The sequence below is a fragment of the Actinoplanes cyaneus genome, from assembly GCF_016862095.1.
Lineage (GTDB): Bacteria > Actinomycetota > Actinomycetes > Mycobacteriales > Micromonosporaceae > Actinoplanes > Actinoplanes cyaneus.
Genome location: NZ_BOMH01000019.1, coordinates 53,617 through 72,306 on the forward strand (window position 1 = coordinate 53,617; position 18,690 = coordinate 72,306).

15 protein-coding genes are annotated in these 18,690 nt (G+C 72.3%); 9 read left to right on the forward strand and 6 right to left on the reverse strand.

Features of this window, described 5'->3' with window-relative positions:
- The first annotated feature begins 112 nt into the window (after nt 1-112).
- Entirely contained in the window at nt 113-1,330 is a 1,218-nt protein-coding gene (locus Acy02nite_RS13955; protein WP_203740641.1) for a dipeptidase, read from the forward strand.
- A 26-nt stretch (nt 1,331-1,356) separates the two neighbouring features.
- On the opposite strand, the gene Acy02nite_RS13960 is transcribed toward Acy02nite_RS13955, so the two are convergent.
- Nucleotides 1,357-2,925, reverse strand: coding sequence for an APC family permease (locus tag Acy02nite_RS13960; protein WP_239174762.1), 1,569 nt, complete (start codon nt 2,923-2,925; stop codon nt 1,357-1,359).
- Between the two features lie 168 nt (nt 2,926-3,093).
- Here Acy02nite_RS13960 and Acy02nite_RS13965 point away from each other — a divergent pair, with 168 nt between their 5' ends.
- Complete coding sequence (locus Acy02nite_RS13965; RefSeq protein WP_203740643.1) at nt 3,094-3,363, forward strand: hypothetical protein; 270 nt, start codon at nt 3,094-3,096, stop codon at nt 3,361-3,363.
- 30 nt (nt 3,364-3,393) lie between these two features.
- On the opposite strand, the gene Acy02nite_RS13970 is transcribed toward Acy02nite_RS13965, so the two are convergent.
- Together Acy02nite_RS13970 and Acy02nite_RS13975 are read right to left on the reverse strand one after the other, a co-directional pair.
- On the reverse strand, nt 3,394-4,044 hold the full coding sequence (locus Acy02nite_RS13970) for a response regulator (RefSeq protein WP_203740766.1): 651 nt from the start codon (nt 4,042-4,044) through the stop codon (nt 3,394-3,396).
- A 58-nt stretch (nt 4,045-4,102) separates the two neighbouring features.
- The gene (locus tag Acy02nite_RS13975) at nt 4,103-5,338 is read right to left on the reverse strand and encodes a sensor histidine kinase (RefSeq protein ID WP_203740645.1); all 1,236 of its coding nucleotides are present in this window, start codon (nt 5,336-5,338) and stop codon (nt 4,103-4,105) included.
- A gap of 130 nt (nt 5,339-5,468) precedes the next feature.
- Here Acy02nite_RS13975 and Acy02nite_RS13980 point away from each other — a divergent pair, with 130 nt between their 5' ends.
- The 3 genes from Acy02nite_RS13980 (at nt 5,469) to Acy02nite_RS13990 (ending at nt 9,706) form a co-directional block, all read left to right on the forward strand.
- Nucleotides 5,469-6,356, forward strand: a complete 888-nt coding sequence (locus Acy02nite_RS13980; protein WP_203740647.1) for an ABC transporter ATP-binding protein — start codon at nt 5,469-5,471, stop codon at nt 6,354-6,356.
- Complete coding sequence (locus tag Acy02nite_RS13985) at nt 6,353-7,117, forward strand: ABC transporter permease (RefSeq protein ID WP_203740649.1); 765 nt, start codon at nt 6,353-6,355, stop codon at nt 7,115-7,117. The genes Acy02nite_RS13980 and Acy02nite_RS13985 overlap by 4 nt, the downstream gene beginning before the upstream one ends.
- Nucleotides 7,118-7,312: 195 nt before the next feature.
- The gene (locus Acy02nite_RS13990; protein WP_239174765.1) at nt 7,313-9,706 is read left to right on the forward strand and encodes a M6 family metallopeptidase; all 2,394 of its coding nucleotides are present in this window, start codon (nt 7,313-7,315) and stop codon (nt 9,704-9,706) included.
- Here the strand turns inward: Acy02nite_RS13990 and Acy02nite_RS13995 are convergent.
- On the reverse strand, nt 9,681-10,391 hold the full coding sequence (locus Acy02nite_RS13995; RefSeq protein WP_203740651.1) for a cyclase family protein: 711 nt from the start codon (nt 10,389-10,391) through the stop codon (nt 9,681-9,683). The genes Acy02nite_RS13990 and Acy02nite_RS13995 overlap by 26 nt on opposite strands.
- A 59-nt stretch (nt 10,392-10,450) precedes the next feature.
- Between Acy02nite_RS13995 and Acy02nite_RS14000 the strand changes: the two genes are divergently transcribed.
- The 3 genes from Acy02nite_RS14000 (at nt 10,451) to Acy02nite_RS14010 (ending at nt 15,286) form a co-directional block, all read left to right on the forward strand.
- A complete protein-coding gene (locus Acy02nite_RS14000) occupies nt 10,451-11,164 on the forward strand; it encodes a MerR family transcriptional regulator (RefSeq protein ID WP_203740652.1) in 714 nt (237 codons plus the stop codon).
- A gap of 9 nt (nt 11,165-11,173) precedes the next feature.
- Nucleotides 11,174-13,795 (forward strand): VIT domain-containing protein, encoded by a 2,622-nt coding sequence (locus Acy02nite_RS14005; RefSeq protein WP_203740653.1) that lies wholly within the window; start codon nt 11,174-11,176, stop codon nt 13,793-13,795.
- Nucleotides 13,796-14,326: 531 nt separating this feature from the next.
- A complete protein-coding gene (locus Acy02nite_RS14010) occupies nt 14,327-15,286 on the forward strand; it encodes a ricin-type beta-trefoil lectin domain protein (RefSeq protein WP_203740654.1) in 960 nt (319 codons plus the stop codon).
- A 91-nt stretch (nt 15,287-15,377) separates the two neighbouring features.
- Here the strand turns inward: Acy02nite_RS14010 and Acy02nite_RS14015 are convergent, their stop codons facing one another.
- Nucleotides 15,378-15,791: a DUF2000 domain-containing protein gene (locus Acy02nite_RS14015; RefSeq protein WP_203740655.1), complete on the reverse strand. Its 414-nt coding sequence runs from the start codon at nt 15,789-15,791 to the stop codon at nt 15,378-15,380.
- 50 nt (nt 15,792-15,841) lie between these two features.
- Between Acy02nite_RS14015 and Acy02nite_RS14020 the strand changes: the two genes are divergently transcribed.
- On the forward strand, nt 15,842-16,654 hold the full coding sequence (locus Acy02nite_RS14020) for a helix-turn-helix transcriptional regulator (protein ID WP_239174767.1): 813 nt from the start codon (nt 15,842-15,844) through the stop codon (nt 16,652-16,654).
- 373 nt (nt 16,655-17,027) lie between these two features.
- Here Acy02nite_RS14020 and Acy02nite_RS14025 read toward each other — a convergent pair whose 3' ends face one another.
- Nucleotides 17,028-18,608, reverse strand: a complete 1,581-nt coding sequence (locus Acy02nite_RS14025) for an amidohydrolase (RefSeq protein ID WP_203740656.1) — start codon at nt 18,606-18,608, stop codon at nt 17,028-17,030.
- Between the last annotated feature and the right edge of the window lie 82 nt (nt 18,609-18,690).

An 18,690-nucleotide genomic window follows, 5' to 3' on the forward strand; every position in this document is an offset into this window, starting at 1 on the left:
CGCGCCGAGTGCCCGTGCCGGTGCGGGCCGGTTGCGGCCGAATTGGGGCGCCGGGCACACCGGCCGGGGTGTCTCGCTTGCTTCCGCGCCGCACCGGGAGTAGCCAGGACGGATGTGGATCTTTGACGGGCACAACGACGTGGCCATGCGGCTGCGCGAGTCGCACGGGTCGAGCGTCGCCGGATTCGACCGGGAGCAGCCGGGGCTGCACACCGACCTGCCGCGGCTGCGCGCCGGCAACGTCGGCGCCCAGTTCTGGTCCGTCTACGTGCCGTCCTCGCTCGCCGAGCCGGAGGCGGTCACGCACACCATGGAGCAGATCGACGTCGTGTACCGGCTGCTCGCCGAGTACCCGCAGGCGCTGGAGGCCGCTTTCACCGCTGACGACGTCGAGCGGATCGTCGCCGCCGGCCGGATCGCCTCGCTGATCGGCATCGAGGGCGGCCACTGCCTGGCGCGCTCCCCCGGGGTGCTGCGGGCGTTCGCGCGGCTGGGGGTCCGCTATGTGACGCTCACCCACAACCATCACACGGCCTGGGCCGACTCGGCCGCCGCGCCGCCGGCGGCCGGTGGCCTGACGGCCGAAGGGCTTGCGATGGTACGGGAGATGCAGCGCATCGGCGTGCTCGTCGACCTGTCGCACGTGGCGACCGGGACGATGCACGCCGCGCTCGACGAGGCCGCCGCGCCGGTCGTCTTCAGCCATTCCGGGGCGCGAGCGGTCACCGATCACCAGCGCAACGTGCCCGACGACGTGCTGGAGCGGGTCCCGGCGAACGGCGGGGTGGTGCAGATCCCGTTCGTCGCCTACTTCGTGTCGGCGGCCGCGCTGGACTGGTACCACGCCGCCGAGGCCGAGTGGGAGCGGCTCGGGCTGCCGCCGATCGGGTACGACTGGCCGCGCGCGCCGCGTGCCGGGGAGAGCTCGCCGCCGGCGGCCCGGCTCGCCGACCAGGCGTCCGAGCCGGCGTTCCGGCCGTGGCTGGCGGCGAACCCGCGCCCGGACGCGACAGTGGCGGACGTCGCCGACCACGTCGAGCACGTCCGCGCGGTGGCCGGGGTGGACCACGTCGGGCTGGGGGCGGACTTCGACGGGGCGTCGGAGCTGCCGGTCGGGCTCGGCGACGTGGCGGGTTACCCGAACCTGCTGGCCGAGCTGTCGGGGCGCGGCTGGTCGGACGATGACCTCCGGAAACTCGCGCACCGCAACGTGCTGCGGGTGATGCGCGAGACCGAGCAGCACGCGACGGAGCCGCTGTGGCCGTCGGCCCGTCGCGCGACCGCTGGTGACTCGCCGGTGCCGGCCGACGAGACGTCACTCACCGCCTGATCAGAATTCGCATAAGTGACGAATCATCAGGTACCGGTCGGCGGCTTCCCGGTCTCCGGCCCGGCCGCCTCCGGCGTGGGGGTCGCGCCGTCGGCAGGAGCCGCGGTTTCGGTTTCCGGGGCCACGGGCGTGGCGGGGCCGGAGGGGTGCTCGGCGTCGCGCGGATGCGGTGCGGTGGCGCGCGGCTCACGACGTACCGTATCGGGGTCTTCCGGGGTGGTTGTCGGGTTCTCCGGCGGGAGGCCGGTGCCGATCGCGGCGTAGACCGGCGGCCGGTCGCGGCGCAGACGGCGGCCCCACCGGACGCCGAGCAGGTAGACGGCAAGGAACGCGACCGGCGGCAGGTAGACCTTGACCAGGTTGTCCGAGTCGAGCAGGTCGCCGAAGAAGACCACCGAGAGCAGCAGCATCAGGATCAGGAAGACCGCGGCGATCCACGGGGCGACCGTGCGGCGCCACGTCGTCTCGCCGTGCGCGTCCCGGCGGAAGAAGCGGACCACCGCGAGCGACGCGATCGCCATCAGCACGAGGACGCCGAGGCCGCCGGAGACCGTGCCGAAGAAGAAGAGATCCGTCGTCGGGTTCAGCACCAGCGCCGCGAAGATCAGCAGCACGACCAGGGCCAGCGCGGACTGGGCGCTCGAGGCGGCGACCGGCACGTCGTCGCGGGTGCGGGCCAGCGCCGGCGGGAGCACGCCCTCACGGGCGACGGTCAGCGCGTACCGCGCGACGGTGTGGTGGAAGGCGAGCATCGCGGCGAACAGACTGGTCGCGAAGAAGATCCGGCCGAGGTCGACGAGCGCGCCCGGCAGGTACGGATCGGGCAGGACGAAGAACAGGTCGTTGAGGTACTGCGCGGCGACGTCGATGATCCGGTCCGGCCCGGCGACGACGGACATCGCCCAGGCGGAGCCGCCGTAGACGATCGCGGCGACGCCGAGCGTCATGAAGATCGCCCGGGCCACCGTGCGCCGGGGGTCGCGCGCCTCGGCCGCGTAGACCAGCGGGGACTCGAAGCCGACCATGCCGGCGACCGCGCCGACCAGCAGGGACACGCCGCCCGCGCTGGCGATCAGCCCGGGGTTGAGCGTGTCGGCGGTGACCGACCCGCCGGCCGGGTGACCGAGCATGACAGCGTCGAAAATCAGCACGATCAGCACTTCAGCGCAGACCAGGACGGTCAGGATACGGGCGTTGAAATCGATCTGCCGCAGGCCCAGGAAGCTGACCAGGGCCCAGCCGAGCAGCGCCCACACGATCCAGGACATCTTCAGCCCGAAGATCGCCGCGGCGTTGTGGGCGGCCACGCCGAACGCGCCGTAGAGGCCGATCTGCATCGCGTTGTAGGCCAGCAGCGCGACGAAGGCGGTGCCGACCCCGGCCGGCCGGGACAGGCCCTTCGCGGCGTATGCATAGAAGGCCCCGCTGTTCGGCACGTGCCGGGCCATCGCGGTGAGGCCGACCGTGAAGATCGCCAAGACTATGGCGACCAGCACGTACGCGACCGGGATGCCCTTCTCTCTCACCTCCCCGTAGCCCAGCGGGAGAGCCCCGGCGACCACGGTGAGCGGTGTCATCGCGGAGACCGCGATCACGAACACGGACCATGTGCCGAGTTTGTGCGAATTCTGCTCGGTAAGCCCCGCTTGCGACACGGCGCCTCCTGTCCACAGCGGATCAGTGCCAGACGCCGAAGATATCGAAGTTAACTGATCTTGGGGCGGCTTGTTTCCGTCCCGGCCCGCACGGGTAGGTTTGCGGTCATGCCCATCGGCCCGCAACCACACGGCCGCCGCGGCACCGTGGAGGAGCCCTACAGTCCGCTCAACCTCCGCCTGGTCCTCGCCGCGTTCGGCATGGTGGTGTGCGCCGTCCTGTCGGCAGTGCTGTTCCGCGCCGGCTGGACCGTGCCGGCCTGGCTGCTGGCGGTGTGGGCCGTCGTCGCGCTGGGCGATCTCGTGGTGATCCAGTTCCGCCGGCGGGCACGCGCCCGTGCCGAGGGCGGCCGGAAGGACCACGGCCTCTTCGAATGACCCGGCCGGCCGACAACCGGCCGGCCCGCGTCAGGCCATCCCCGCGTCGTGGACGAGCAGGGCGATCTGCACGCGGTTGTTCAGCCCGAGCTTGGTGAGCAGCCGGGAGACGTGCGCTTTCACCGTGGCGATCGACATGAACAGGTCGGTGGCGATCTCCGCGTTCGACTTGCCCTGCGCGACGGCGAGCGCCACGTCCAGCTCCCGGGTGCTGAGCTGATCCAGTCGCCGGCCGGCCTGCCGGCGATCCGGCTGCGGGGCGGTGACGTGCGTGATGAGCTGCCGGGTCACGCTCGGCGACAGCGTGGCCTCACCGGACGCGACGCGCAGCACCGCGTCCCGGATCTGCGCGGGCGGCGTGTCCTTCAGCAGGAACCCGCCGGCCCCGGCCCGCAGCGCCCGCAGCACGAACTCGTCAGCGTCGAACGTCGTCAGGACCAGCACCTCGGGCGCGTCCGGCCGCCGGCGCAGCGCCTCGGTCGCGGTCAGCCCGTCGACCCCGGGCATCCGGATGTCCATCAGCACGACGTCCGGGCGGTGCTCGGCGACCGCGTCCGGCACCTCGCCGCCGTCACCGGCCTGCCCCACCACGCGTACGTCGTCGGCGCCGTTGAGAATCATCGACAGACCGGCCCGCACCAGCGGATCGTCGTCGACGATCAGGACCCGGACCGGGCTCATGCCGTCCCCCCGTTCAGTCGGCGTCACACCACACCACCGTTCATCTCTCGCCGCCCGGTCACGGCTCGGGCCACGGAAGGTGGGCGACCAGACGGAACTCGCCGTCGATCGGGCCGTGCGTCAGGCGGCCGCCGGCCAGCGTGGCACGTTCGGTGAGGCCGATCAGGCCCAGGCCCGTACCGGGAAGGGATTTGCCGGGGGAAGCGACCGGCAGCGGATTGGCCACCTCGATGGTGAGGCCCGCGCCGCACGCGCCACCGACTCTGACCTGGACGATCGTGCCATGGGCGTGCTTGCGCGCGTTGGTCAGGCCCTCCTGGACGATCCGGTACGCCGCGCGGCCCACCCCGGCCGGCACCTCCGGGAGATCCGCGGTCACCTCGAGGTTCACCTTGTCGCCGGCCGACCGTGCCTCCTCGACCAGGGCGGGCAGCGCGGTGAGGGTGGGCTGCGGCTTCTCCGGGGTGGGGTCGCCGTTGTCCGGCCCGGCGCGAAGCACGCCGATCACCGCGCGCAGGTCCTGCATCGCCTGGTGCGCGCTGGCCCGCACCACCGCGGCCGCGCCGGCGATCTCCTCCGGCGGCGCCCCGGGACGGAACTCCAGCGCCCCGGCGTGCAGGCTCAGCATCGAGATCCGGTGTGCCAGCACGTCGTGCATCTCGCGCGCGATCCGGTTGCGTTCCAGCGCGCGGGCCTGCTCGACCCGCAACTGCTGCTCCGCCTCGGCACGGGCGGCCCGGTCGCGCAGGGAGACCACCAGCTCGCGGCGGGCGCGGATCACCATCCCCCACAACGCGATGATCACCACGATGGCCACGCCCCACAGGACCGTCACGAGGGGCGAACTGTCGCCCTCCGGCCGGACCGCCGGGAAGATCACGTTGGCCACGACCGCGACACCGACGTACGCCGCGAGCACCACGAAGCGGCAGTGGACGGCCACCGTGAGCAGGGCGATGAACATCGTGAACGCCCCGGCCACACTGAACGTGGAGAGCACCACGCAGTAGATCCCGAGCGCCAGCGGGAAGCGGCGGCGCCACCACAGCCCGATCCCGGCGATGCCGCTGAGCACGGCGTCGGTCACGACCAGCCAACTCTGCGTCGGATGCCACTCCTGCACCAGCGTCGGGTGCGACCCGAGCAGATCCAGGGTGGCCAGCACGGTGAAGCCGAAACCGATCACGAAGCAGAGGCTGTCGACCACCCAGTCACGGGTGGACCGCCGGGCCGGCGCGTCCGGCTCGGCGGAGAGCGCGGCCGGCAACAGCCAGGTGAAAGCGACGTGACCCACGCGTCGACTCTACGAGCGGCCGCACCGCCGCCGATACCGACCAAAGTAGGTGCCGGGCGGTAGACCAAGGTTCGCGAAAGCCGACCGAAGGCCGCAGCGGCGACCGGGTCCCGGCCCGGAGGCTGAGGACATGATTGCGGTCGAGAACCTCAGCAAACGGTACGGCGATCAGCGTGCCGTCGACGACGTGTCGTTCACCTGCGAGCCCGGCACGGTCACCGGCTTCCTCGGTCCGAACGGCGCCGGCAAGTCCACCACGCTGCGGATGATCTGCGGCCTGACCCCGCCCACGGCCGGGGCTGCCACCGTGTGCGGCGTGCCCTACCGCCGGCTCGGCAACCCGGGGCGGCGCGTCGGGGTCCTGCTCGACGCATCGGCCCAGCACGCCGGGCGGACCGGCCGGGAGACCCTCGCGCTGGCCGCCATGACGATGGGCCTGGACACCGCGCGCGTCCCGGACCGGCTGGCGAAGGTCGGGCTGGACGCCACCGCCGCGCGACGACGCGTACGGGCCTATTCCCTCGGTATGCGGCAGCGGCTGGGCCTGGCCTACGCGATGCTCGGCGACCCGGCCGTGTTGATCCTGGACGAGCCGGCCAACGGGCTGGACCCGGAGGGCATCTACTGGATGCGCGGGCTGCTGCGGGAGTTCGCCGACCGGGGCGGAACGGTGCTGCTCTCCTCCCACCTGCTGCGCGAGGTGGAGGCGGTGGCGGATCGGCTGGTAGTGATCGGGGGCGGCCGGATCCTCACCCAGGGCGACAAGAACGCGCTGCTGGGAGCGGCCGGCACCGTCGTACGCCCGGCTGATCCGGAGGATTTCGACGCGGTGCTGCAGAAGCTGGACGTGACCGGCACCCGCTCGTCGGACGGCACGATCCTGGTGCCGGCCGAGCCCGAGGTGATCGCCCGGGCCGCCGCCGCGGCCGGGGTGGTGCTGCTGGAGCTGCGACCGGCCGGCGCCGGCGGCCTCGAGGAGATGTTCCTGCGTCTGACCAGCACCGGAGGGAACCGATGACGACCACCACCACCGCACCCACCACCACGCAGGTCCCGCTCACCCGGCTGACCGGGGTCGAGCTGCGGAAGCTGGCCGACACCCGGGCCGGGTTCTGGCTCCTGCTGATCATCGGGCTGGCCACGGCCGCGACGTCGGCGATCATTCTGGGCTGGGCCGAGGACGAGGAGATGACGTTCGAGGGATTCTTCTCGTTCGGTCTGCTGCCGTCCGCGGTGCTGCTGCCGGTGCTCGGCATCCTCTCGGTCACCAGCGAGTGGTCGCAGCGCACCGTGCTGTCCACGTTCACGCTGGTCCCCACGCGCGGCCGGGTGCTGACCGCCAAGATCGTCGCCGGAGTGCTGATCGCGATCGCGGCCACCGCGGCGACCGCCCTGCTCAGCGCCGTCGCGAACGTGATCGGCCGGCCGATCGGCGGGGACGGGTCGTGGCACATCGACAGCTCGCTGGTCTGGCAGGGCCTGCTGCTCCAGGTGATCTTCGTGCTGATGGGGATCGGGTTCGGCGCGCTGCTGCAGAACACGCCGCTGGCGATCGTGCTCTACTTCGCGCTGCCGATGGTGTGGACGGTGCTCGGCAGCATGATCAAGAAACTGAAGTCGGCGGCGGAGTGGCTGGACATCAACGTGACCACCACGCCGCTGTCCGAGGCGGACATGACCTCCGGCGAGTACGCACGGCTGGGCGTCTCGGTGGCGGTGTGGGTGCTCCTGCCGCTGGCCGCCGGGGCCGTCCGGGTGCTGCGTCGCGAAGTGTCGTGACCGCGTGCCGGTCGTCGCCGAACCTGGTGCCGGCCGGCATACGTCCGTCCTTTCGCCGACCTCCGGCGGTGCGGCGGCCCCGGATGCCATCCTGATTGACAGCTCGGGTGCGATCCGAACCGGGCGGGCGGATGATTCATGATCGACTGCGCGTGTTGGGGCCATTCGCACCTTTAGGCAGGTAACGTCCGCTTCGTGAATCGCACCGGTGTTGCCAGCTTCGCTGCGCTCGTGGTAATGATCCCGCTCGTCGCCAGCCCGGCCGAGGCGCAGCAGCGACGGCCGCCCGCTCCCGTCACCGGCGAACACGCCGGGGCCCCGCCCGTGGACGACAGCCGGGAACTCACCCGTACCGACCTGGGTCTTGACGGAAAACCGCTGCCACGGGCGCGATATCGGCCCCAACCGGCCGGCCGGCGCGCGCCGGCGGCGACACCCCCGGTCGGCACCGTGCGCAGCTGGGTCGGGCTCGACGACACCGACGACGACCTGTACCGCAAGGACTACACGCTGCGGGCCGTCGGCAAGCACATCGAGGTGTGGGTCGCCAACGACGTCGCCTTCCCCGCGAACGACTGCCGTAAGAACGCGACCGAGGTGACCGACGCGCAGGTGGCGGACCTGGTCACCCAGTTCGACGACACCATCTACCCCAAGGAGACCGCGGCGTTCAGCACGCCGCCCGACCGGTCCGGCGCCCACCCGGGGATGGCCGGCGACTTCAGCGGCGACGGCGACAAGACCGTGACCCTCGTCGACAACGTGCGCGACGACAACTACTTCCACTTCCCCGAACGGCCCACCTACATCGCCGGGTTCTTCTCCGCCCAGCTCAACGAGCTGTTCGACCGCAACGTGATGACGATCGACGCCTACGACTGGGCACACCGGCTCGGGGCGAACCCGAAGAACGAGCCGACCGACGACCTGTGCACCAGCCGGCCCGCCCGCCCACGGATGTACGAAGGCACGTTCGCCCACGAATGGCAGCACCTGCTCGAGTACTACACCGACCCGGACGAGGCGGACTGGCTCAACGAGGGGCTGTCCGATTATGCCCAGACGCTGGTCGGCTACGTGGACGCGCGGCTCGGCGTGCACCACATGGGATACGACAGCCACCTCGCCTGCTACCAGGGTTTCGGCAACGTCAAGACGACCTGGAACGCGAACCCGCGCCAGTGCGGCGGCCCGCAGAACTCGCTGAACCTGTGGGACGAGGGCGAGCCGAACGAGGTGCTGGCCGATTACGGCATCACCTACGAACTGATGATCTACCTGCGTGACCGCTTCGGCGAGAAGATCATCTCGGAGTTGCACCGGGACGGGAAGCACCGGTCACTCGACGCCCTCCGGGAAGCCCTGCCGCCCCGCACCAAACTCACCGACGTGCTGCACGACTTCCAGGTGATGACCCTGGTCGACAAGGAGGTCGGCGAGGCCGGCGGCACGATCACCGGCGTCCCCCGCGAACGGGTCGTCGCCGAACACCTGCGGTCGACGATCAACCTGGGCAACCAGGCCGCCTACGAGAAAGCGGGAGCGGCGCCGAACGGGGCCGACTTCATCCGCATCCGCGGCGACCTCGGCTCGGTCACCTTCAGCGGCGCGCCGACCCTGGCCCCGACCCCGCTGGCCTGGAAGATCGACTCCGGGATGCTCTTCTCCGGCAACGCCTCCGACACCGACGAGACCGCGGCCCGGCAGGTCGAGGTTCCGGCCGACGATCCGGTGCTGCGGTTCACGACCAGTTACGGCATGGAGAAGGACTTCGATTACGGGTACGTGACGATCTCCGCCGACGGGGGCAAGACGTACACCGCCGTGGCGGGGGACAACACTGTCACCGGGCCGGCGGGTCCCGGGCTGACCGGGCAGGTGGCGGACGTCAAGCAGAGCTACGACCTCACGGCATACGCGGGGAAGAAGGTGCTGCTCGGCTTCCGCTATGTCAGCGACGCGGCGGTGAACCTGGGCGGCTGGCATGTCGGAGACGTGTCCCTCGGCGCCAACAAGATCGTGAGCGACTCGCTGGACGGGTGGAAGTCGCCGACCCAGTGGCACCCGGTCGCCGTCCGCGGATGGCACGTCGTGCTGGTCGGGCTCGGCAAGCTGCGGGCCGCGGTGGTGCCGATCGAGCAGGCGGCCTCGCTGCGCGGTTACCCCAAGGTGGTGGCGATCGTGGCGCAGGACGATCCGACCGGGACGATCACGCAGTACGCCCCCTACACGCTGACCGTGGACGGTGTCGTGCAGCCGGGTGGCGGGCAGGTGGCGGTGGGGGGTGACGTGCCGGTCGCGGGCGGCAAGCCGACGCCTGGGCCGTCCGCGAGCACACCCGTCCCGGCAGCCTCTCCGGCGCCGTCGGCCTCTCCCGCGCCGTCGGCGGCGTTGGCCTCCCCAGCGCCGTCCGCGCCGTTGGCCTCCCCAGCGCCGTCCGCGCCGTTGGCCTCCCCAGCGCCGTCCGCGCCGTCTGCCGGCACGATCGGCCCGTCGGCGGCGACTGCCGGTGCGGTTGCTGCTGCTTCGACTGTGCGTGCCGGCTCCTATGGGCAGTCCGGGATCACGACACCTCGGAAGCGTCCCTAGCCTCGGGCAACACCCCGTAGATGAGCGCTGTCGAGCCGGAACCGGCCCGGTTGATCTGCCCGCCACACAGGACCCACGCGCCGGTGGCGGGCAGATCCTTGAGATTCGCCAGCACCTCCAGACTGATCCGGCGACGCTGATAGACCAGCTTGGACACGGTGAACCCGGCATCGGTGCTGACATCCGGGCTGAACGCGTCGGTCCCGGTGCCGCCCCGCTCCCCCAGCCGGCCACTCTCCACCAGCCAGCGCACGGTCTCCGGCGCGAAGCCGGGGTGCCGCTCGAACCCCGCGCTGCCGAACCTCTCCTCCCACCCGGTCCAGATGATCACCACGGCCTCGGCGGGGATCCGCCCGTGCTGCCGCTCCCAGGCCTCCAGGTCGGCGATCGTCACCGCATGACCCGGATCGGCCGCGCACGCGGCACGCACGTCGACCTTCACCGCCGGGCGGAACAGATCAGCCGGCGTCAGCTCGTCGGCTAGCAGCCCACCCGCGGTGAAATGCCCCGGCGCGCCCCAATGCGTGCCGGTGTGCTCGCCGCCGCGAACCGCACGCAGGTAATAGCCATCCGCCTCCAGGGTCGCGACCGTTTCCAGCTCGAACGGTGGGTCACCCGGGAAGACGCTGACCCGGGCCGGGTCGTTGACGTGCGACAGGCTCACCAGCCTCAGGCCTTCGAACATGATGCCATCCTGCCACACGACATTGACACTGTCACGCTGACAGTGTCAGAATCTCGGGCATGTGGACGATGGAGGAGCTGATCGACCGGGTGCGCCAGGCGCTCGCCGCGGAATACTCCGGCGCGCCCAACGGCCGGGTCCGCGATCTGCCCGACCGCCGCTCCATCCGGTGGTATTCGACGATCGGCCTGGTCGACCGCCCGCTGGGCACCCGCGGCCGCGCCGCGCTCTACGGTCCCCGGCATCTGCTCCAACTGGTGGCGATCAAGCGCCTGCAGGCGGCCGGTCAGACCCTCGCCGAGATTCAGGCCGGGCTGGCCGGCGCCTCGCAGGAGGTGCTGACCGACCTCGCGCGGGTGCCACCCGCCCTGCTCACTGTCGATCCCGAGGCCGAGCCCCCGGCCCCGGACACGCGCCAGCCGTTCTGGAAAGCGCTGCCAGCGCCCCCCGAGCCGACGCCCGACTGGGCGTTTCCCCACGCGGGGCGCCGGGGCCGATCATCGGATTCGCCGCCCTCCGGGCCGTCAGATGCCGATGCCAGCGCGGCGCTGCCACCGTTGCACCGCACACCCGACGTGCCCCCGCCGCCGGCCGACCCCGGCGGTCTGCCCCTGGGCAGCACGGACGCACTGCTCACCGGGCTTCCCCTCGGTGACGGTGTGATCCTGCTGGTCCCCGGCCCTCTCGATCTCGACGTCACCGGCCGGGCCGAGCTCGCCGCGGCGGCCCGGCCCCTGCTCGACCTGCTCGCTTCCCGTGGGCTCCACCGATAGGAGAGATCTGTGATCATCTACGTCAATCCGATGGGCCCGGGCGAGCTGGAGCGTCTGCCGCGGCTGCCGGAGGCCGGCTTCGGCTCGATGCGCACCAGTGCGGGGAACCTGCCGCTCGACCGGCTCGACGTGCAGGCCGCCATCAACGGCCTGGTCGCCCGCACCGAGGTGACCGCTGAGTTCGTCAACGGGCACGACACCGCGCTCGAGGCGACCTATGTCTTTCCACTGCCCGACCGTGCCGCCGTCACCGGTCTGACGATGACCGCCGACGACCGCACGGTCACGGCCGAGCTGCAGGAGCGCGGCGCCGCGCGGGAGCGCTACGACGAGGCCATCGCCGCCGGGCAGCGCGCGTCGATCGCCGAGGAGGAGCGGCCCGACGTCTTCACCATGCGGGCCGGCAACATCCTGCCCGGCGAGCGGGTCGTGGTGCGGTTGTCCCTCGTCGGCCCGCTGCCCTATGAGGACGGTGCGGCCACCTTCCGGTTCCCGCTGGTCGTCGCCCCGCGCTACATCCCGGGCACCATGCTGGCCGGGCCGGCCGCGGGCGACGGGCAGGCCGCGGACACCGACGCCGTTCCGGACGCGTCCCGCATCTCCCCGCCCGTGCTGCTGCCCGGTTTCCCCAACCCACTGCGGCTCTCCGTCGGGGTGACCGTCGACCCGGCCGGGCTGGAGCTCGGCGAGGTCCGGTCCAGCCTGCACACCGTCACCGAGGAGGACGGGACCCTGCGGATCGCCCCTGGTGAGCGCGCCGACCGGGACTTCGTGCTGCGGCTGGCCTATGCGCCGGGCGGGCAGACCGCGGTGGCGGTGCCGGACGGGGAGGGCGGCGAGGGGACGTACCAGCTGGTTGTCCTGCCACCGGCCGAGACCGCGACGCCGCGCCCGAAGGACGTGGTGCTGCTGCTCGACCGTTCCGGCAGCATGGGCGGCTGGAAGATGGTCGCCGCCCGGCGGGCCGCGGCCCGGGTCATCGACACGCTGACCGCGGCCGACCGTTTCGCCGTGCTGACCTTCGACCACCAGGTCGAGCGGCCCGACGGGCTGGAGTCCGGGCTGAGCGAGGCCACCGACCGTCATCGGTTCCGGGCTGTCGAGCACCTGGCCCGCGCCGACGCCCGGGGCGGCACCGAGCTGCTCTCCCCGCTGACCACCGGCCTCGGCCTGCTCGCCGACAGCACCGGGCGGGACAGGGTGCTGGTGCTGGTCACCGACGGCCAGGTCGGCAACGAGGACCAGATCGTCCACGAGGTCACCCCGCTGATCGGCGGTACCCGGCTGCACACCATCGGGATCGACCGGGCTGTCAACGCTGGGTTCCTGGGCCGGCTCGCCGCGCTCGGCGCCGGGCGGGCCGAGCTGGTGGAGAGCGAGGACAGGCTGGACGAGGCGATGGAGCACATCCACCGCCGGATCGGCGCCCCCCTGGTCACCGGGCTGTCGATCGCCGGCGAGGGGTTCGCGCCGCTGGACGGGACGCGCAGCCCGCAGCGACTGCCGGGGCTCTACCCCGGGGTGCCGCTGGTGATCACCGGGCGTTATGCCGGCGACGCCGCCGGCAGCCTGACAGTCACCGGCAAGACCCGGGACGATCAGGAGTTCCAAACCATGATCGCCGTGCAGGAACGTGCCGAGCAGGCGATCGTCAAGCAGTGGGCACGCGCCCGGCTGCGTGACCTCGAGGATGCTTACGCGGCCGGTGACCACGAGCTGGAGCGGCAGATCATCGACACGTCGCTGCGGTTCGGGGTGTTGTGCCGCTTCACGGCATATGTGGCTGTCGACGAGCGCGTCGTCAACGAGGGCGGCACGGTGCGCAAGGTGACGCAGCCCGTCGAGATGCCCTCCGGCTGGGAGCCGCCGGCTCCGCCGATGATGGCGGCCGGGATGGTGATGGCCTCGGCGCCGTCGCCGTTCCAGAGCGGGCCGCCGCCGGTCCGCTCGCGGAGCTTCCCGCCGAGCCCGCCCGCGCCCGGTGGCCCGGTGCCGGGTGCGCCGCGATTCGCTCCGGCCGGCGCGGCCGACTCGGGGCCGCCGAAGCTCCGGAAGGCCGGGGTCTGGCTCGGGCTCACGGAGGAGGACGACGACGCGGACTTCGACAACGGGTCCCCTTCCGTGACCGGCCCGCCGCGCCGCACCGGCGCTCCGGCAGCCGACGGCCCGGTGCCTGCCGGCCCGGCACCTACTGCCCCGGCGGCCGGTGGCCCGGTGCCTGCCGGACCGGCGGCCGGTGGCCCGGCGGTCGGCGGCCCAGTGCCTGCTGGGCCGGCGGCCGGTGGTATGGCGCGGGGGTTCGGCCGGTCCGTGCGGACGTTCGAGAGTGCCGCCGGGGTCTCGCTCGACGACGTTCGTGCGCTGGCGACGGTCGAGGCCGGGCGGTTGCGTGACGCCGCCGACCGGCCCGGCTACGAGCGGCGTGACCTGCTGGAGGATCTCGCCAGTCGGCTCACCGTTCTGCTGACGCCGCTGACCGGTGCCGAGTTCGCTCCACTGCACGACCTGGCGGCGCTGCTCGGCGGCGATGCCCCGCTCGACGAGAAGTGGTCCACGGCGCTCCGGGTCCTGACCGACTTCGGCGCCGGCGCGCAGCCGAAACCTGCTCGCAAGGCGTTCTGGAAGCGCTGACCGCGCATCGCAAGACCGGGTCGCCCACAGCACGGCGGCCCGGCCAGCGCGCGAACCGGCCGGCGCGCGAACCGGCAGGCGCGCGAACCGGCAGGGGCGCTAGCGGTGCCGCTGCTCGCGGGCGGTGGGCGGCGCGTTGTGACGAAGTCACGCGTGGCGAGCGCGGTCTGAGATCGGGCTGCCCCTGTGGGCGCGGGCCGCCGGCTGGCTGCTGGCAACTTCGGGCTGCGCGACGCGGGCTGCTGGCAACTTCGGGCTGCGCGGCGCGGGCTGCGCGGCGCGGGCTGCGCGACGCGGGCTGCCCGGCGCCGGCGCCGGCGGCGCCGCGGCTGCGGGAAAGTGAGGCGGATAACCGGGCGGGGGTTCTGGGCGGGCTGGGATTGTGGAGTGGCTGGTCGGGTGGGGTGCGGCGCTGGTCGGGTGGGGCGGCAGGCGATCCGGTCGGAGGCGGATCGGCCGAACGTACCCCGCGCAAGTGGACGATGGCCGGTAAGTTGGTTCATCGATTGCTGACGGGGGGTGTCACTGTCCGTGGACGACGAGGATTTCGGTAGCGACCGGGACCCGTTGCTGGTGCGTCCGTTCCTGGTGCAGGACGACGCGCCCGGGGAGCACACCGTCTCGGAGGCCACCTGGCCTGCCGGCTCCGCGTCCGATTCTGCGACGCAGGTGCTGCCGGTGTTCTCGGGCAGCACGGGGACGACGCCGGAACCCCGGCGGAGCAAACGGCGGACGCTGCTGGTGGCCGGTGGCGGGGCGGGCGTCGTCGCGGTGCTGGCGGTCGCGGGTTACACGGCCTTGGGGCCGGGTCGAGACGCCTCGTTCTCCGACGGTCTGCCCGGCCCGTCCTTTCCCGTGGTGACCGGCCCGCCCACCGCGTCCGCCTCGGCCGGGGCCGCGGTGACGGACGAGACGGTCGGCGGTGGGGGCAACACCGACGCGGGTGGCGGCTCCACCCCGGGCCGCACGGGCGCGACGACCACGCCGACGACCACCACGGCCACCACCACACCGTCCAGCGGGGCGACGTCGGGCACGCCGAGCACCGCGACGACCGGGTCGGTGGCGCCGACCGGAACAGCACAGCCGAATGCGCCGGCCCTGGCCCCGTCCCCACCGAAAGCCGGCACCGGCACGCTGGTCAGCGGAAACGGCCTGTGCCTGGACCTGGCGAATGCGATCCCGGCCGACGACAACGTCATCCAGGTCTTCGACTGCAACCGCACGGTCGCGCAGGTCTGGACGCTCGCCGGCGACGGCACGCTGCGCGTGATGGGCAAGTGCGCGATGCTGGTCGGCGACGACACCGTGCACCTGACCGGCTGCGACGGCCGTACCACCGCGCAGTGGCGGGTCGGTGACGGCCGCGAACTGGTCAACGCGGCCAGCAACCGGTGCCTGACCGACCCTTCCGACGGCGCGCGTCCCGGCACGCGGGTGGTGGTCGTCAGGTGCACCGGTCGCTCGAACCAGGCCTGGTCGTTGAGGTGACGGCAGGCGCCGGCAGGCACTGAGCGATGCGACGACCATCATCGAGGTCGAGCATCGACAGCCGCCGGTTTCCTCGCGGTGAGCGCGGGCGTCAACCGTGCATCGACGCGCCCTTGAGGATCTTGTCGACGGCGTTCCTCGGCCCGTGCACGGCGAGACCGACCAGGTCCAGCTCGGCGGTCGGCACCGCACGGACGGCAGCGCGATTCGCCGCGTCGTGGCCGGTCGCGAAGAGGTCCGACGTGAAGATCGACATCCGTACGTCCCGGGTGAGTGCCCTGGTGTGCGCCGCGGTGAGCAGCTCCTTGCCGCCCTCGAGGACCAGCACGGGCTGGCGGAACATCGGCAGGTACTCGACGTCGCCGCCGTCGATGTAGGTGTCGCCGAGCAGCTCCGGCTCGGTCGTCGCCAGCCCGGAGACCAGGAAGGCGGTGACGTTGAGGCGCTGCCAGACGAGCAGGTCGTCCCGCAGCAGGACGGCGATCTTGGTGGTGAATCCGGTCATGGCTCCCATCGTCGACCGGTCGTGACCTGCGGGTCTTGTACGATTTTGACGTGCCGGGCACCTCGATCCACGCTGAGCCGTCGATTCGGGCATGGCGGCCGCCGGTGGCCGGTGTCGTCGAGGTGCTGCACGCCCGGTTCCCCTCGCACGCGTACCCGATGCATGCGCACGACGCGTGGACGTTGCTGCTGGTCGACGACGGTGCGGTGCGCTACGACCTGGATCGGCACGAGCGCGGCGCGTTCGGCGACGTCGTCACGCTGCTCCCGCCGAAGGTTCCGCACAACGGCACCGGCGCGAACGGGCACGGCTTCCGCAAACGGGTCCTCTACCTGTCACCCGAGCAGCTGCCGGAGCGGCTGATCGGCGCCTCAGTGGATGCTCCCGCGCTGATCGATCCCGGCCTGCATCGCATGATCTCGTCGGTGCACCGGCTGCTGCGTTCTCCCGGTGACTCCCCCATGGCCACCGAGTTGCTGGCGGTGTCCCTGGAGCGCCTGCGTGTCCGGCTGGCCGCCCATCCCGTCCCGCCGCCGGACGCCTCCGCTGCCCGAACGTTGCGTGACCTGCTCGAAGCCCATCTCGTTCCGGGCATTTCACTGGCCGACGCCTCGTCCCGGCTGCACTTCGCGCCGGCGCATCTGGTCCGGTCGTTCCGCCGCGAATACGGCATGACCCCGCACCAGTACGTCATCTCCCGCCGCGTCGACCTCGCCCGCCGCCTGATCGTTTCCGGCCACCCGTTGCCGTCGGTGGCGCTGCGGAGCGGCTTCTACGACCAGCCGCACCTGATCCGCCACTTCAAACGCATCCTCGGCACAACCCCCAGAACCTTCCAGAGCCCCGCTTCGGTACGGCCGTAGCCCACGCCCGCCCGTCCCAGCCCGTCCCAGCAGTTCCGGCCCGTCCCAGCCCGCGACACTCGCGGCTGGTCCAGGCCCGGCCGCGCCCGCGGGTTCCGGCTGGTTCTCATGGGCGTTATTCGGGACGAATAACGCCCATGAGAACCAGCCCGCAACAGCGCCCCGCGCCGCGACCCCGGCCGCCGCAAAGGCCGCGTGCCGCTCGCCCGGGACCGGTCATGCCGGGTCAGCCAGCGCCCGGAACACGGTGCGGCACAGCAGCCCACGGCGCCGGCCACGACGGTCGGCAGGACCGATCAGGCCCGGTGCGCGACGGCCACGACGGTCGGCGGGACCGGTCAGGCTCGGTGGGCGACGGGGCCGGCCACGACGGTCAGGCTCGGTGGGCGACGGTTCCGGCTACGACGGTCAGTGGGACCGGGGACTCGGCGAACTCGTCCGGGTCGGCGGTCAACGGGTCCAGGCCGAAGACCGACAGGTCGGCGCGGCAGCCAGGGGCTATCCGGCCCGCATCGGTCAGGCCGGCGGCCGCGGCGGCCTGCATGGTGTACCCCTCCAGCGCCATCCGCGCGGTCAGCGCCTGCTCCGGCAGCACCGGCGAGGTCGACGGCGACCCGGCCGGACGCCGCAGCCGGGCCGCGGCGAGGATGGCGCGCGGGTCGTACGGCGCGATCGGCCAGTCCGACCCGAGGGCCAGCCGAGCCCCGTGGTCCCGCAGGTCACGCGCGCGGAAGGCCCGGTCTGCCCGGACCTTGCCGAGCCGGCGTGACCAGTTGTCGCTGTGATCGGCCCGGGTGTAGTGCGTGCAGTGTGTCGGCTGCATGCTGGCGGTCACGTCCAGTTCCGCGAACCGTCCGATCAGCTCGCACGGCATCGTCTCCAGGTGCTCGATGCGGTGCGGCACGCGCATCCGCGGCAGCGTCGCGTACGTGTCGAGCACGTACCGGACCCCGGCGTCCCCGATCGCGTGCGTCACGATCGGGACACCGTGGCCCGCCAGGTGGCCGGCCGCCGTGGCGTACTCCGCCGGGTCCGGCCAGAAGCACGCCGTCGACTCCCCGTGCGTGTCGGGTTCGTCCAGCCAGGCCGTTCCCCCGTCCACGGTTCCGTCGATCATGAACTTGGCGCCCTCGACCCGCCACCGACGCCCGCGCAGCGCCTGCTTCTCCACGACCTCGGGCAGCGCGGCCCCTGGCATCACGAACGGCGCACACCGCCACCGTATCGGCAGTTCCCCGTCCGCCTCCAGCGCGCGGAACAGGTCGAGCGAATCCTCCTCGAAGTCCATCGCGTTCGCGGCGGTCAGCCCGTCGGCCGCCATCCGCGCCATCAGGTCGCGCAGCCGCGCGCACCGATCAGCGAACGCGTCGCGCGGCAGCATCGCCCGGACCAGCTCAACCGCTTCGAGCTCCAGCAGCTGCCCGCTGGGCCTCCCCTCACCATCACAGACGACGCCCCCGCCGGAGCCGAACGACCGCGGCCCGGTGATCCCCGCCACCTCCAGCGCCCGCGGGCTGACCAGCGCGGAGTGCGCGTCGAACATCAGCAGGAAGACCGGCACGTCCGGCCCCACGGCCTCGACCAGCGGCGCGAAGGTGATCGCCGCCCCCTCGAACACGTTCGGGTCGAGCCCCCACCCTTCGAGCCAGCCGGTCCCCCGGGCCGACTTCAGGATCACCATCAATTCCGCCAGGGTACGTACGGAGGAAAGGTCCACCCCGCGGGTCGATCCGATCCCCATCACGGGGTGGACGTGCCCGTCCACGAGTCCGGGCGTGATCGTGGCGGCGCCCAGGTCGAGCACCTCGGTGTGCGGTCCGCGCCACGCACGGGCGTCGGCCCGGTCGCCGAGCGCGGTGATGCGCCCCCGCGCGACGGCGAGCGCTGTCGGGAGTGGACCGGACGCCATGGTGTGGATCCGATCCGCCATCAGGATCAGGTCGGCGCTGGTCATGCCGAGCACCCCTCACTGGCAGTAGCCATAGGTTTACTTCTCCCATGGCTACCGTTCGCGGCGCAGTCGGGTTCAGTCCCAC